This is a genomic window from Cetobacterium sp. (genome assembly GCF_977044495.1).
The window spans coordinates 1-16,238 of record NZ_CDRRQU010000050.1; the positions used below are offsets into that span (position 1 = coordinate 1).

A 16,238-nucleotide genomic window follows, 5' to 3' on the forward strand; every position below is an offset into this window, starting at 1 on the left:
TAGAATATGTAGCATTAGATTCAGTAAAAATAAGAGTTTAGAAAGTTATAACTTTAGATAAAATTTTATTATAAAAATATTTTTAAATAATATGATTTATTTTATATTTTATAGTAAAATAATAACATCGTAAAAAATAATTAAAAATGGGGGATAGGCAATGGAAAAAATACAAAATCTATTTCTTAAAGATATAAATAGACAAATTAATGGAGTAATAAAGGCAGATACTCAAGATGATTTAACAATAAAGTACGAAGTTGAAGAGTATGTTATTACATCTGATTTGATACAACACTTTAAGGAATTTTTAGAAAAATATAGTAACTCTATAAGAAATGGAGGGACAGAAGATGTTGGAGTATGGATTTCAGGATTCTTTGGATCAGGTAAATCGCATTTATTAAAAATGTTTGGTACTCTTATAGGAAATAAACCAATAGATACAAGATATCCTTATGAATATTTTTTAAATAAAACAGAAGATAAAAAATTAAAAAATGATTTAGAAGCTCTTAAAGATACAAACTGCATATCTATTCTTTTCAATATAGATGCTGTAAGTAATAAAAATACAAAACAAGAAAAAAATAGTATTGCTTCAACTTTATTAAGAGAATTTTACTCAAGGCTTGGATTTACAAAGAAATTTTTGAGAATTGCAAACTTTGAGAGAAATCTTTGGCAAAATGATAGATATGATGAGTTTAAGGCTAAATTTTTAGAAGTTTCTTCTGGACTTACATGGGAAAAATATAGAGAAGAACAAATGAGTTTCAAATTTGAACTCTTTGCTAAAGTAGCAAGTGAAATGGGAGAGCTAACTAAAGATGAAGCAATATACCTTGCTAAAAATCCCAATGAAGAAATTTCTATAGAAGATTTTACAAAGTTTTTAAAAATGTGTCTTGATAAAATAGGAAAAAATCAAAGAGTTGCATTTCTCCTAGATGAAGTAGGACAGTATATAGGAGATAGTGATGAACTTATGCTTAATCTTCAAACTGTTTCTGAAAAACTTGGAACAGAACTTAAAGGAAGAGCATGGATTTTAGTAACAGCTCAAGAACTTATGGATAGTATGGTAAGTGAAAATGCAAAAAAGAAAATGGAGTTTTCTAAAATTCAAGGTAGATTTAAATTAAAACTTAACTTAACAAGTGCTAATGTTGGAGAGGTAATTCAAAAAAGAATACTTGAAAAAACTGCAGGATATGGAAAATACTTAGAAGAATATTATGAGGAAAATGGAGTGAGGATAGATAATGCTCTTAGTTTTTCTCAAGGAACTAAATCGCTTCATAAATATAAAACTAAAGAAAAGTTTAGAGATTATTACCCAGTAATACCGTATCAAGCAGAGTTACTTCAAGATGTTCTTGAAAACATAAGAAAGCAAGGGCATACGGGAAAACATCTTTCAGACGGAGCAAGATCACTTTTAACAGTTGTTCAAAATGCAGTTCAACATATTAAAGATAATGATATAGGATCAATAGTTTCTTTCAATCTATTTTTTGAAGAAATACAAAAAGCTATAAATGTAGATATTTTAAAAACGATTCAGATTGCAGCTAAAAAAAATGTAGAAGATTTTGATATAGAGATTCTTAAGGTTTTATTCATGATAAAAGATATTAATGGATTGAATACTAACATTGAAAATCTTGCAACTCTTATGATGACTCAATTAGATGAAAATAAAAGTGCTTTGGAAAATAGAATAAAACAAGGATTAGAGAGACTTAAGGCAGAATATCTTGTAACAGAAAATAATGGAGTATATAAATTCTTGACTGATGAGGAACAAAGTATAAATAGATATATAAGTGAAGAAATAGTTCATGACTCTGTAATAAAAGATTTTATTATGGAGAAAGTTTTTACTAAAGTTTATATTTCAAATCAGATTAGATCAAAGCGACTTGGAAACTCTTTTAGTTTCAATCAACAGTTTGATGATAAATTTTATGGTAAAAATATAGAAAGTATTACTTTAAGTTTTGTTTCTCAAAACTCTGTTGATTGGGATCATGTGAGACTTGCTCAGAAATCTAGAACAGAAAAAACTTTATTTATAAAGTTAGATGATAACAGCTTAATTGAAGAAGCAGAAATAATACAAAAAATTAATCAATACGCAGATAAAATACCTTTAAGTCAAATGGATAGCGTTAGAAAAAAAATAATAACAGAAAAAAGAGAAGAAGCAAGAGAGAGAGAAGCCAATCTTGTTCAATATATAAAGGATGCTATTTTAAAAGGGTCATTATATCTTTCAGGAGATATTCTAAATTTAAAAACTACAGATGTAACTAAGAAAATAACAGATGGTCTAGAAGCTCTTGTTGATAAGGTATATGAAAAGAATGGATATGTTCAATTACATTATACAAAACAAAGTATAGAAAATCTTTTAAAAGAGGATAAACAGCAATTATTAACAAAAGATAATACATTTGTAGGACATCCTAATGCTCAAGCTTTACATGAATTGAAAAATTATATAGATGCTTATACTAGAGTTAGTTTAAAAGAGGTTTATGAAAGATTTAATGCAATACCATTTGGATTCAATAATGAAGATATAGCAGGGCTTCTTGCAGAGATGATAAAAAATAATGATATAAATTTATTACTTCAAACTGTGAAAATTGCTAAAGAGAATATATCTGAAACAGTTAGAGTTCTTATGCAAGCAAGAGCAAATGATAGATCAGCTACAATAATAGAGAAAAAAACAGGGATTAATCCAGTAATAATAAGAAATGCAAAGAAAGCATATAAAGATGTGGTTGGAGAAATACTTAGTGAAGAAGATGGAGAACAATTGACAAAAGATATTAAGTTAGGACTTCAAAGCCAAATTCTGAAAAAATTAAGTGATGCTTTTTATAAATACAATAAAAATAATAAATATATCTATCCTGGATATGAAACAGTTAAAGAATATAGAGATATTATAAGTAATCTTATAAGTATTAAGCAGGAAGAGAGATTTTTAAAAGATTTTGGAGATAAATTAGATGATATACTAGATTTAAGAGATGAATTTGAAGATATATATGAATTCTTCTTTAGAGAATTTGACAAAACTTTTGATCAAGGAGTTAAAATCTTAGAAAAAGCTGATAACTATCTAATTTTAGAAAGTTCTTTAAGTGATAATAAATCATTAAAAGAGATAAAAGCAATATTGACATCAAAAAATCCATTAAAAAAGATGAAGGATATAAATATATTAGTTGAAAAACTTTCTCAAAATCTTGAAATGATTTTAAATAAACAAAAAGATAATATAAAAATTGAAATAGAAGAAAGAAAAAATGCTATAATCTCTGAGATACAAGGAGATGAAAGTATAAATATCCAAGTGGAAAATCTTTTTAAGAAACTTTCAGAAGAAATAGAAAAATCTGATGAAAAGAGAATTATGTCATATTCTTTTGAGATAAAAAGAGTTGAGGATGAAATTTTTAAACTTTTAAAAGAACAGCTTCTTTGGGAATTAAACTTAAATTATCAAAAAACTATAGAATTAGAATTAAATGAGAAAAATGCTGATGAAAATATTAAAAATGAAATCAACTTCTCTCAAAAAGATACTAAAAATAAGATAAATTCTCTTTCTAGTTTTGAAGATTATAAGTTGATGCTAGGTCTTATTAAAAATTATTATGATTCTAGTATGGATATATTAAAGGGTGTATTACGAAAAAAACCTGAAGTTATTATAGACCCTAAGATGAGCCAGTATAAAGAGTTTGAAACAGTGGAGCAAGTAGAGGAATATATAAAAGTTTTAAGAGAAAAAATGAGAACAGAAATAATTGCAGGTAATAAGATTATATTTTAGTAGTAAGGGGAGAAAATTTTTATGAATAAATCGTCTATAAGAAAATTTGCTGTTGAAAGCAGAAGATGGTTAATAGAAAAAATGATAATAAGATTAGAGCAATTAGGAATAACAGCAAAAGGGTTTTCAGAACCCTTTGCTGTTACAGAAACAGAGATAAAGATAACAGAAACAGCAGAACCGATAGAAAGAGTTAAGTATGAAGAGTTAAAAAACTATGTAAATAAGTTAAAAAGTTCATACGAAAAAGAATGGTATAACGAACTTTTAGAAGAAGCTGCATATACTTGGTTCAATAGATTTGTAGCTATAAAGTTCATGGAAGTAAATGGCTATCTTCCAGATAGAATAAATATTCTTACAAGTTCTACTGGAAAAGTTGAACCTGATATTATGCAAGAATATGAATATCTAAGTTTTGCTGAAAAGCTAGATGTACAGTATATAAAGTTTGGACTTTTAGATCATAAAACAGAAGAGATTTTCCGTTATCTTTTCTTAGAGCAATGTAGCGAATTAGGAAAAATAATGGATTTCATGTTTGAGAAAGAGCATGACTATAGCGAACTACTTTTTCCAGAAGGTGTATTAGGAATAAATGGAATAGTTAAATCTATAAACAATGATATCTCTGAAGAGGATTGGCAAGAAACAGAAATTATTGGATGGCTTTATCAATACTATAATTCAGAAAGTAGAGCTAAAGTTTATGATGGAAGTATGAAAAAATCTAAGATAAAAAAAGAATATATAGCCTCTGCGACGCAACTTTTTACTCCTGAATGGATTGTAAAGTATATAACTCAAAATACTTTAGGGAAAATGATAGAAGAAAATCTTGATCTTAAGCTGAAAAGCGAATGGGAATACTATTTGGAACCTAAAGATGATAATTATGTAAAGAATAAGATAGATAATTTTAGATTGGAAGATTTAAAAGTTTTAGATCCTGCAATGGGATCTGGTCATATACTTATATATGCATTTGATATACTTTTTGAAGCGTACCTTCATTCAGATTATTCAAAAAAAGAAGCAGTAAAAGCAATTTTAAAAAATAATCTATATGGATTGGAAATAGATGATAGAGCTGGACAGTTAGCGCAATTTGCTTTACTTATGAAAGCAAGAAAAGAAGTTCCAGGAATATTAAGAGAAAAGATAGAACTTAATTTAACAAGTTTTGGAGAATCTAATGGAGTGAATGAAGAACTTTTAATAACTTGTAAAGAAAAAGGGTTAGACAAGCTAGTTCTATTATTAGAAACCTTTAAAGATGCTAAAGAAATTGGAAGTATTATTAAGTTTTCTATGACAAACGATGAATTAATAGAGACTGAAGAGCAATTAAAAAAACTTTTAGAAAATAATCTTTTTATAGCAAAAGACGAGATTGAATTATTTAAAAGACTTATAAAACAAACAAAAATTCTTTCTGACAAATATGATATTTTAATTGAAAATCCCCCATATATGGGTAGAGGAAGAATGGAAGGAAAACTTAAAAACTACGTAGAAAAAAATTATAAAGAGGTTAAAAGTGATCTTTTTGCAGTATTTTTTATAAAATCTTGTGAATTAGGAAAAAAACATGCTTATTTAGGATTTATGAGTCCTTTTGTATGGATGTTTATAAAATCGTATGAAGATTTAAGAAATTATTTTATAGAAGATAAAACTATAACGAGTTTAATACAACTTGAGTATTCAGGATTTGAAGATGCAACTGTACCAATTTGTGCATTTACACTAAAAAATTCTCATTCAGAAAATAAAGGAGAATATATAAGACTTTCAGATTTCAAGGGTCCTAAAAATCAACCAATAAGGATGAAAGAAGCAATTAAAAATCCTGATGTCAAATATAGATATACTTCAAACCAAAAAGACTTTGAAAAAATCCCAGGTAGCCCTATTGCTTATTGGATAAGTGAAAAAGAGAAAAATTTATACCTAAAAGGGAAGACTTTAGATAAGTCGGCTAATTGTAAAAAAGGATTAGATACTGGAAAAAATGATTTATTTTTAAGATTATGGTATGAAGTTGAAATTATCAAATCAAGTTTTAATAAATTAAATAAAACTTTGAAATGGTTCCCGTACAATAAAGGTGGAGAATATAGAAAATGGTATGGAAATAGAGAGTATTTAATTAATTGGGAAAATAATGGATTAGAAATAAGGAATAGACTTAATTTAAAAACTGCAAAACCAACATTAAGAAACATAACTTTTATGTGTAAAGAATCATTTGCTTGGACAACGGTATCAAGTAGTAACTTTTCTGCAAGATATTCGCCAGAGGGAGCATTGTTTGATAATGGAGGTTGCAGCTTATTTTCGGAAAATTTATTATATGATGGAAGCTTAATTAATAGTAAAATAGCCAAAAAATATTTTGAATTTTTAGCTCCAACTTTAAATTTTCAACCAGGTAGTATAGGGAAACTTCTTTATTTAAGAAATGTAAGAAAACTTGATGTAGAAAAGATAGCTCAAAAAAATATAGATTTATCCAAACAAGAATGGGATTCTCGTGAAACTTCATGGGATTTTGAGAAATCACCTCTTCTTATGGAGTCATCTCTTAATGATGCATACAAATCTTACTGTGAGTTTTGGACTAAGGAGTTCTTCCAGATGCATAGCAATGAGGAGGAACTAAATAGATTATTCATAGAAATTTATGGGCTTCAAGATGAGATGGATGAAAAAGTAGAGTTAAAGGATATAACTCTTCTAAAAAATGAAATAATGAGGGTTAAGTCTAAAGGTAAAAAGAAAAAATCTGAAGATGATGAAGAGGAAGATAGTTCTATTGTCATGGAAGATGGAAAACCTGTATTTAATAGAAATGAGATAGCAAAGCAGCTTCTTTCATATATAATAGGTTGTGCATTAGGAAGATACTCTATTGATAAACCAGGACTAATAATGGCAAACTCAGATGATAAATTAGATTTGAGTAATGGATTTAAAGTTCTGGGATTAGATGGAGAAATAAGACATAATATACAAAATCCTAGAATAGTTCCTTCTATTGATGGTATAATTCCTCTGACAGATAAAAATTATTTTGGAAATACTGATATAATAGAAATAGTAGAAAACTTTTTAAAGGCAGTTTGGGGAGAAGCAGTTCTTGAGGAAAACCTTGACTGGATAGCTAAGAGCCTTAAGGATTCAGAGGAATCTTCAAGAGATATAATAAGAAGTTACTTCATAAACGACTTTGTGGAAGATCATATCAAGAGATATAATAAGAGACCTATTTATTGGTTAGTAACTAGCAACGGAAAAGGTAAAGATGCAGGGTTTAATGCTCTAGTATATCTACATAGATACAATCAAAATACGATACCTCTTCTTAGAAATAGATATGCTAATGAACTTCAGGCAAAAATATCTTCAAATCTTGAAATAAATAGAAAAAAAGAGTTAGAAACTAATCTGACTACTCTTGAAAAAAGAAAGATTAAAAAAGATATTGAATTAGCTCAAAAGCAGTTAAATGAACTTATTGCTCTTGATAAAAAGCTAAATAGTCTTATAAATCAGAATATATCTCTTAATCTAGATGATGGAGTTAAAGAAAACTATTCTAAGATACAAAAGACGGAAGAAATACTGTATAAAATAAAAATGTAATGATAAACCACCATCATTGGTGGTTTTTATTACTTAATAAAAGTAGGTGTATAACGTGGAAAAAATTATTAAACTTCTTATAGAAAAGATAGAAAAAATTAAAAAAAACCAAAATAGAGCTATTATATTCTGGGAGGATTTAAAAGGAGAAAATATAGAATTTCTAGAGGAAATAAATATAACTGGTCTTAACGTAGTAGTTCATAATCATAAAAATCAATTTAAGCTAAAAAAATTAATAGAATTAGATAAACCAAAAGAAGATTTTCTTATTTATAGAATAGAAGAAATGAAAGATAACGAAAATTGGCTTTTAGATATAGAAAAATATAGTGATAGTTTCTCTCCAGATACTATTGCCTTATTAATTGATGAGCTTGATGTAAAAGATGAACTCAAAGATTCTTTTAGAAATTATGAGAAATTTTTCTTAAACCAAAAAAGAAAGGCTAGTTTTGAAAAGTTTTATTATAGGGATATATCTGAAAAAGAGATGTTTTTATCAATACTTGCAGTATTATTTAAACTTAATAGTCGTTCATTTAACGATATAATGAAAGCTATAATAATTCTTGTTGTGACAGAAGAGGATAAATTTTATGTAGAACTTCAAAAGTATAATTTAAAAGAAAGATTTATAAGTCTTATTAGAAGTGAGTTTGGGATAGATTTAGAAAAATGTAACAGTGAAGTATTTATAAGAAAATTAATATTAGCACAATTTGCATATAAACTAAATAATAAATATTTTCTTGATTTAGAAGAATTAAATAAAAATAATTGCTATATAACTATGGACTATCTACTTAAGGATAAAGAGGTTAAATCAGCAATATCTAAATATCTTGAGGACATAGAGGATTCTCATGAAATAAAGAATATATTAGAAAATTTGACTATGGAAGAATTACTACATATAGGAACATTTGAGATTACAGATAAAATAATAATTAGAAAAATTTTAGAAATGACAGAAGAAATAAATCCAAATTACGATCTTCTTATTAATTATATTAAAATAAGAAAAAGTGAGATAACTAACTATGAGAAGTATATTTCTTATTACAGAGTATTAGAAACAGCCTTAGAGTTCTTAGGAATAACGAAAAACTTAAAAATGCAGTTTATTCATGCTAAAAGAGTTATAGAAGCTTATGTGGATAAGTTCTATAAAATAGATACACTTTATAGAAAATTCTATGTAAGTTTTGAAAAAATATCTGACAATGAACAGTATATGACTTTAAGAGATAAAATAGAAATCCAGTATAATAATAATTATAATAGAATTCTTTCAGAAGAATGGGAATCTCATTTAGATGAGGAATTTAGTATGAATCATAAAATTTTAGGAGTTCTTAATCAATGGGATTTCTATAATTCTGAGATAGCAGAATATCCAAGAAAAAAGAATAAAATTTTTGTTATTATATCAGATGCTTTAAGATATGAGGCTGGAATAGAACTAGCGGAGTTACTTGCACAAGAATCACCTGAAAAATCTAGAATTGAAAAAGATTATATGCTTGCTTCTGTTCCAAGTATAACTTCAGTATGCATGAGTGCACTTCTTCCTAATGAAGGTATTAGATACGACAAAGGAAATATAACTATAAAAGGCATAAGTACAAAAGGTTCTCTTAATCGTGAAAAAATTCTAAAAGAAAAAATATCCGATTCTATTATAATATCTTCTAGTGATATTATGAGACTTTCTAGAGAAGAAATGATAGAAATAACTAAAGGAAAATATGTAGTATATATTTATCACGATACTATAGATGCTATAGGAGATAATAAAAAAACTGAGGACAAGGTTTTTGATGCAGTTGAAACAGCGGTAGAAGAACTTAAAAATCTTGTTTTAAGCTTAAATAGTAAGGCTAAAGCAAATAATATATACATAACAGCAGATCATGGATTCCTTTATCAGAGAACAGAACTTAAGGAATATGATAAATTAAATAAGTTTCAAATGGACATTTTAGAACAAGGAAAAAGATATATAATATCAGAAGAAGACGTTCAAGAAGAGGGCTTGAAAAAAATAGAAATGAAACCTCTGTTTAAACAAGAAAATTTAAAGGCTTATATTCCTTTAAGAAATTTGAGAATTAAACAACAAGGAGGAGGTAGCAAATTTGTTCATGGAGGGATAAGTATTCAAGAACTTTTAGTACCTCTTATTAGATTTAAATCATTAAAAAATGAGATAGAAAAAAAGTCTAAGGTGGAATTAGAACTTTTAAATTCTAGTAAAATAATTTCAAACAACTTCATAAATCTTTCATTTCTTCAAACAGAGAAAGTTGATACCTTAAACAAAGTTTTTAGAAGAAAAGTAATAATAGGTCTTTACGATGGAGACGAACCAATCTCAGACGAAAAGATAGTGGTGTTAGATAGTACAGGAACTACAATAAGAGAGCGACAGTTTGATGTTGTATTAAATATAAAAAATAAAAAATATGAACTATATAGAAAATATACGTTAAAGATAACAGATTTAGAAGATGATGAAGTAATAAATAGTATAGATTTTGATATAAGATTCAATAATTTTTAAATATAAAAGGTGGAAAAATGATATATAGAGCTATAAACTCAGAAAATTTTTGGCAGATGGAGATGATACAGACAGCTATAAATATTTCAGATAAACAAATAGACAATCTAAGAGACTATATAAAAAGTGAAAAGATTATAGATTATACAAGCGAATCTAATTTAAATAAGAAAGCAGGAGGAATAGCCAAAAGAATGAATAGTCTGGATATTTTTCTAATAAAAGAGATGGCAAGTGGAGACGTTGTTACTTCAAAATTTCTTATATTGTATTCCATAATAAATACCGAAAAAATCATGTATGATTTTTTAAATGAATTAATATTTTCTAATCATTTTAAGTTAAAGATGTATATTACAAAAAATGAGATTGATAATTTTATTTCTAATAAAATTTTACAAGTTCCTGAAATTTCAAAGTGGACAGAGGCAACAGTAAAAAGAATGAAAAGTAAAATAGTAGAATTTTTTATCCAAGGAGGCTACTTAATCAAAGAAAAAAATGATTATACAATAGCAACACCTAATATAAATCCAAAAGTAAAGAAATATATTCTTGAAAATAACGGAAATTTAGGAAGAATACTATTTTTTTAAAGGGGTAATTTATGGAATTAATAGATATAAGACTTAAATTGATAGAGGATAGAATAACAAATAAAGAATTTCTTAAAGCTAAGAGAATAGCTGGGGAAGTTCCATTCTATATATTTGACTACTCTCCAAACTATGAATTAAAAGTAAGAGATAATGTAGAAGATCTTTTAAAAAAATTAAAAGAGTATTACAAAATAAAAGTTGAAAGATTTAATCTTTATGAGCTATATATAGAGATTATGAATAATAGAGATATAGTAGAAAGCGCTATTGAAAGAGAAGAGGAAATAGGAAGTGAAAAGCTTGGAGATATATTAATTCCTATGATAGAAGGAGCTGATTTAGCTAAAATTATAGGTGAAAGAGGACGAGATGCAGAACTCATAATATTAGATGGAGTAGGTTCTGTATATCCGCTTATAAGAAGTCATAGTACATTAAATACTTTGCAACCTATTTTTAATGATAATGACAAACCTATTTTAATGTTATTTCCTGGAACTTACGATACAAAAGGATTGAGTCTTTTTAATATATTTCCTTCAGACCACTACTATAGAGCCTTTAAACTTGTAGAAGATGAAGTATCTGAAATAGAGAAAAGAGAAATTGAATTAGAAACAGAAATTATTATAGAAAATAAAAAAGAAGATAAAGCAGTTGTGGAACTTAATCTTTCTGATAGAGAAATGTTTATAATAAAAGAATTGAAGGATAAAAAAAGCCTTTATGAAGGAGAACTCTCAACTCTTCTGATAAAAACTTTTGGAAGAAGCTCAATGCTTTCAGGAGTTATTCAAAGAATAAATAGAAAAATATTAGATTCTTTAGGATATAGTGAATTTATAATTCATGAAATAATAGGAGAAAATAATAGATTCACATACAATGAAAAATACATAAGTTTTGAGGTGAAAGGTGAATAAACAAGAAAGTGTAATAAAAGCATTGAGAAATGGAACTGTACCTCTTGAAGGAACAGAATTAATAGCAGTAGGAATAGAAGATGAATTAAAAGAAATAAAATCTCAGTTGACAAATGTAAGTCAGGGGAAAAGTGATTTCAAAATGATAATAGGGGATTATGGAAGTGGGAAAACTTTCTTTGGAGCATCTGTAAGGCAAGTTGCATTTCAAATGAATTTTATAGTATCTAATATAATAATTTCTCAAGAAGCTCCACTGAATAAATTTGAAGAAGTATATAAGAAAATAATAGAGGGGATGAGAAAATCTGATAATTTAAAAGTTCCAGCTCTGCCTTTACTTTTAGAAGAGTGGCTTCTAGGAATTGAGGAAACGATTTGTAGTATAAACGAGATAGATCCAATAGATGACGAAGAAATTTTTATAGAAAAACTTAAAGAAAGATTAGAATTGGATTTGTCAGAAGTGGGAGAGTTATCTTCAAACTTTGCTAATGCCATAAGATGTTATTATGAAGCTAAATCATCAGGAAATAATATTCTTGCTCAAGGAGTATTAGGATGGTTAAAAGGAGAAAAAGTTTCGCTTACTATAAAAAAAGAGATGAATGTAGCTATAAATTTAGATAGAGAAAATTCATTTAGTTTTATAAAAGCTGTTAACATAATGATAAAGAAAAGCGGTTATAAAGGGCTTGTAATAATAATGGATGAAGTAGAAACTGTTCAAAAGTATCTTAAAGGAAGTTCTAGAGAAGCTGCTTATGAAAATTTGAGATATTTTATAGATGAAACTGATAGAATAAGTTATCCAAACTGTTATTTTCTTTTTACAGGTACTCCAGAACTTATAGAATCAGATAGAGGAATAAAATCTTTAGAACCTCTTTACCAAAGATTAAAAGTTGAAAAAGATAGTAAATTTGTTAATTTGAGACAGCCGATAATTTATCTTAATAACTTTGATAATAATAGACTTTATGATGTTTCATTTAAAGTTATGAATCTTCATGAGCAAATTTATAATTGGAATATAAGAGAAAAAATAACAGAAGAATTTATTTCAAAGCTTATCTTAGATAAGACAACGGCTTTTGGAGGAGAGATAGAGATAACTCCTCGAAGTTATCTTAGAATTTTTGTAGATATTCTTGATAAAAGTCAAATATATAAAGACTATTATCCAGAAGATAACTTTGAATTTAATGAATCTATCTATAACGAAGTTTTAAATACTGAAAAGGAAGGCGGGGTAATAATTGAGTTTTAATCTTTTAGATCCTAAACTGAGAGAAAAAATTATTACAAAGCTCGAATGGAAATCTCTTACACCAGTGCAAGAAGCATCTATTCCTGAAATTATAAAAAGAAAAGATTTGATAATACTTGCTCCTACAGCAGGAGGGAAAACAGAAGCTTGCTTTTTTCCTATTTTATCATTAATGGCAAAAGAAAGAAAAGTTGGGCTAAGGTGTATATATCTTAGTCCTATTAAAGCACTTCTTAACAATCAGGAGGTTAGAATCAAAGAACTTGGAAAGTTTTTAGATTTTGAAGTATTTAAATGGCATGGTGATGTGTCCAGAGGTAAAAAAGAAAAATTTACAATCTCACCAAAAGAGATATTAATGACTACTCCAGAATCATTAGAGGTTATGCTCTGCAATTCTAAAATAGATAAAGAGGAAATATTTAAAAACTTGGAATTTATAATTGTTGATGAAATTCATTCTTTTGTAGAAAACAGTAGAGGTATACAATTAATATCACTATTAGAAAGATTAAGCAAATATACAGATAATCCACTTCAAAGAATAGGTCTTTCTGCAACCGTAGGAAATCCAATAGATATATTAACTTGGTTACAAGGTAGCAGTCAAAGAATAGGAGTAGTAATAAAACCTTCTAAAGTTAAAAAAGCGAGAAAAGTGGAGATAAAATATACCGAAGAATACGAGGAGAGATTAAAAGAAATTTACAAGAGAATTTATGGAAAAAAAGCCTTGGTATTTTCTAATAGTAGAAAGAATTGTGAAAGAATAAATATAGATTTAAAGAAGTTTGGAGTCGATTCTTATGTTCATCACTCATCTATAGATAAAAATAGAAGAGAAGCAGTAGAAGAACTTTTTAAATATGGAAGAAATAAAACTATAGTTGCAACAAGTACCTTAGAATTAGGAATTGATATAGGGGGACTAGATATAGTTATTCAGGATTCATCTCCAAGAACAGTTTCCTCTTTTCTCCAGAGAATGGGAAGAACAGGAAGAAGAGAAGGTACAATTTCATGGTTTGTTTTTCTTCCTAAATCTCAAGAAGATTTATTACTTTCGGTGGCAATACTATCTTTAAGTATTGATTCTTGGGTAGAGTCCCTTAAGGTAAATAAAAAAAATTATAGTATATATGCTCATCAAATGATAATGATAGTATTTTCTCATTTTGGAATTTTAGCCGATGAAATATATTCTACTTTAAAAAAAGTATACGCTTTTTCAGAAATAACTTATGAAGAATTCATTGAAATAACTTCTTATATGTTAGAGAAAAAAATTCTTTTAGCAGATAGAAATAAACTTTTTATAGGAGATGAATTAGAAAAAGATTATGGTGGATCAAACTTCATTGATTTATATTCTACTTTTTTTACAGAGGTAGAATATAGTATAAAAGATAGTGGAGGACTTGTAGGAACGCTTGACTTTGCTTTTGCTAGACCTCTTATTGTGGGAAGTTATTTTATTTTAGCTGGAGAGTTTTGGGAAGTAGTAAGAAAAGATGATAAAAAAAGAGTTATAAATGTTGAAAAAGCAAAAATTGCGGAAGAACCTCGTTGGAATTCTAAAATAGGATTTATTTCTTATGAAATTTCAAGAAGAATTTTAAAAATACTAACAGAAAGAGATAAGTATTCTTATTTACATTTAAAAGAGCAAAATATTATAGATGAGATGAGAAATGAATATATTTATGAAGGATATTCTCTTAAAAAAATTAAAATTCAAAAAATTGGAAGTAAAATAAAAATATATACTTTTGCAGGAAATAAAGTTAATAACAGTCTATTTGCACTGATATCTCTTTTAGATGATAGAATAATTAAAGATACGATAGAATGGGATAATTTAACAATAAAAATTCCGTTGGAGTTTGATTTTAAAGAACTAATATATTATCTTGGGAATCTTAAAGAAAATTTTGATGAGTTATTAAATCAATCTAAAAATGAGATACTTTCTAAAGTTGAAGATACAGATATATCTAAATTTCAAAAGTATCTACCTGAAAATTATATAAAGCAAGAAATTTTCAATGAATTATATGACTTCACAAATCTAAAGAAAATTATAGAATTGGAAATAGTTAGCTCTTGAGTCCTCTCGTCCATCATAATTCACTTAAGAGAATTAATACTGACTCAAATTTTCATCTTAGGGGTAGCTTTTTTTGGGGAAAAATGTGGCAAAACTGTATTTTTACCAGTAACAGGAGACAATTAATAGAACAAAAGTATTTCATGAATACAACTAGCTATAGCTGGTGCGTTTTTTTATGTGTTGCAGATAATACATAGAAATTTGTATAAAGTTATAATAAAATTGATTTTATATAATAAATGGTGTATTATTATATAAATAATTGAAATAATTAAAAATTAACTGGAGGGAAAAATATGCCTACGATAAGTATGTTTTACGGAATAATAATTAGAATGTACTGTGCACCTAAAGAGCATGCTCCTGCACACTTTCATGCGTATTATCAAGATTTTAAAGCTATAATAGACATTGAATGTTGTGAATTAATAGAAGGAAATCTACCTAAAAAACAATTGAAATTAGTTTTAGCTTGGGCTGAGCTTCGCCAAGAAGAATTAAGAGCTGATTGGAAACTTGCTATGGAAAGTGAGCTTCCATTTAAAATTGATCCATTAAAGTAGAGGTGAGAAGAATGTATTTAGCAGTAAAAAAAGTTATCCCTACAGATGATTATAAATTAATAATAACATTTGAAAATAATGAAACTAAAATTTTTGATATGCATCCATATTTGAATAAAGGAATATTTAAAGAATTAAATGATATCAATCTATTCAAAACTGTAAAAGTAGCTTTTGATAGTATTGAATGGCTGAATGAAGCAGATATAGATCCAGAAACGCTTTATGAAGAGAGTAAAACTATAAAAAACGTAAAATAAGTACAATTAATAGAACAAAAATATTTTATATATAACGCTTTAAATATAACTAGCTATACACCAGTTTAATACTGGTGTATCAGGCTGTAGACGAGCAACTGTCTACAGCTTTTTTTTTCGAATTTTTTGATATAATATTTTTAAATAAGGAGGCGATTTAATTTATGATGGGAATTAAAAACACTGATGAAAGAAATGCGCTTAAAACTATTAATTTGGATAATCTTCTTCCTGAAAATCACATTATTAGAAAAATTGACAAAGCTAAGGAACTGATATTTTTGACGAAATTTTTAAACAAATTCTTGTTGAAGTTGCTAAATGTAATTTCCTTGATGAAGAAAACATATTTGTTGATGGAAAAAGAAGACTAAAATAGTTGCTAGACACGTATGGGAAGAGTACTTGGAGAAAGTAGAAGATATAAGGCACACGATAGGAAT

At 27.0% G+C, this 16,238-nt stretch carries 10 protein-coding genes; all 10 read left to right on the top strand.

Annotated elements, in window-relative coordinates; genetic code table 11:
* The first annotated feature begins 160 nt into the window (after nucleotides 1–160).
* The 10 genes from brxC (at nucleotide 161) to ACWI69_RS10365 (ending at nucleotide 16,169) form a co-directional block, all read left to right on the top strand.
* Nucleotides 161–3,856: a BREX system P-loop protein BrxC gene (brxC, locus tag ACWI69_RS10320; protein WP_448821754.1), complete on the top strand. Its 3,696-nt coding sequence runs from the start codon at nucleotides 161–163 to the stop codon at nucleotides 3,854–3,856.
* Between the two features lie 21 nt (nucleotides 3,857–3,877).
* Nucleotides 3,878–7,504: a BREX-1 system adenine-specific DNA-methyltransferase PglX gene (gene pglX / locus ACWI69_RS10325; RefSeq protein WP_448821755.1), complete on the top strand. Its 3,627-nt coding sequence runs from the start codon at nucleotides 3,878–3,880 to the stop codon at nucleotides 7,502–7,504.
* A gap of 55 nt (nucleotides 7,505–7,559) precedes the next feature.
* Nucleotides 7,560–10,070 (top strand): BREX-1 system phosphatase PglZ type A, encoded by a 2,511-nt coding sequence (pglZ, locus tag ACWI69_RS10330; protein WP_448821756.1) that lies wholly within the window; start codon nucleotides 7,560–7,562, stop codon nucleotides 10,068–10,070.
* Nucleotides 10,071–10,087: 17 nt separating this feature from the next.
* A complete protein-coding gene (locus tag ACWI69_RS10335) occupies nucleotides 10,088–10,666 on the top strand; it encodes a BrxA family protein (RefSeq protein WP_448821757.1) in 579 nt (192 codons plus the stop codon).
* 11 nt (nucleotides 10,667–10,677) lie between these two features.
* Nucleotides 10,678–11,592 (top strand): DUF1788 domain-containing protein, encoded by a 915-nt coding sequence (locus ACWI69_RS10340; protein WP_448821758.1) that lies wholly within the window; start codon nucleotides 10,678–10,680, stop codon nucleotides 11,590–11,592.
* The gene (locus tag ACWI69_RS10345; protein ID WP_438532608.1) at nucleotides 11,585–12,862 is read left to right on the top strand and encodes a BREX system ATP-binding domain-containing protein; all 1,278 of its coding nucleotides are present in this window, start codon (nucleotides 11,585–11,587) and stop codon (nucleotides 12,860–12,862) included. Before ACWI69_RS10340 ends, ACWI69_RS10345 begins: the two co-directional genes overlap by 8 nt.
* Complete coding sequence (locus ACWI69_RS10350; RefSeq protein WP_448821759.1) at nucleotides 12,852–14,969, top strand: DEAD/DEAH box helicase; 2,118 nt, start codon at nucleotides 12,852–12,854, stop codon at nucleotides 14,967–14,969. Before ACWI69_RS10345 ends, ACWI69_RS10350 begins: the two co-directional genes overlap by 11 nt.
* Nucleotides 14,970–15,268: 299 nt before the next feature.
* A complete protein-coding gene (locus ACWI69_RS10355) occupies nucleotides 15,269–15,535 on the top strand; it encodes a DUF4160 domain-containing protein (RefSeq protein WP_448821760.1) in 267 nt (88 codons plus the stop codon).
* Between the two features lie 11 nt (nucleotides 15,536–15,546).
* Nucleotides 15,547–15,795, top strand: a complete 249-nt coding sequence (locus ACWI69_RS10360; protein WP_448821761.1) for a DUF2442 domain-containing protein — start codon at nucleotides 15,547–15,549, stop codon at nucleotides 15,793–15,795.
* A 164-nt stretch (nucleotides 15,796–15,959) separates the two neighbouring features.
* Nucleotides 15,960–16,169 carry a hypothetical protein gene (locus ACWI69_RS10365; RefSeq protein ID WP_448821762.1) on the top strand — a complete coding sequence of 70 codons (210 nt, stop codon included), beginning with the start codon at nucleotides 15,960–15,962 and terminating at the stop codon, nucleotides 16,167–16,169.
* Nucleotides 16,170–16,238: the final 69 nt, after the last annotated feature.

What these genes read in the sequence shown, in the direction of transcription:
- ACWI69_RS10355 (WP_448821760.1), top strand. Translation starts at nt 15,269, where the DNA reads ATGCCTACGATAAGTATGTTTTACGGAATAATAATTAGAATGTACTGT.
- ACWI69_RS10365 (WP_448821762.1), top strand. Translation starts at nt 15,960, where the DNA reads ATGATGGGAATTAAAAACACTGATGAAAGAAATGCGCTTAAAACTATT.
- brxC (WP_448821754.1), top strand. Translation starts at nt 161, where the DNA reads ATGGAAAAAATACAAAATCTATTTCTTAAAGATATAAATAGACAAATT.
- ACWI69_RS10340 (WP_448821758.1), top strand. Translation starts at nt 10,678, where the DNA reads ATGGAATTAATAGATATAAGACTTAAATTGATAGAGGATAGAATAACA.
- pglX (WP_448821755.1), top strand. Translation starts at nt 3,878, where the DNA reads ATGAATAAATCGTCTATAAGAAAATTTGCTGTTGAAAGCAGAAGATGG.
- ACWI69_RS10360 (WP_448821761.1), top strand. Translation starts at nt 15,547, where the DNA reads ATGTATTTAGCAGTAAAAAAAGTTATCCCTACAGATGATTATAAATTA.
- ACWI69_RS10335 (WP_448821757.1), top strand. Translation starts at nt 10,088, where the DNA reads ATGATATATAGAGCTATAAACTCAGAAAATTTTTGGCAGATGGAGATG.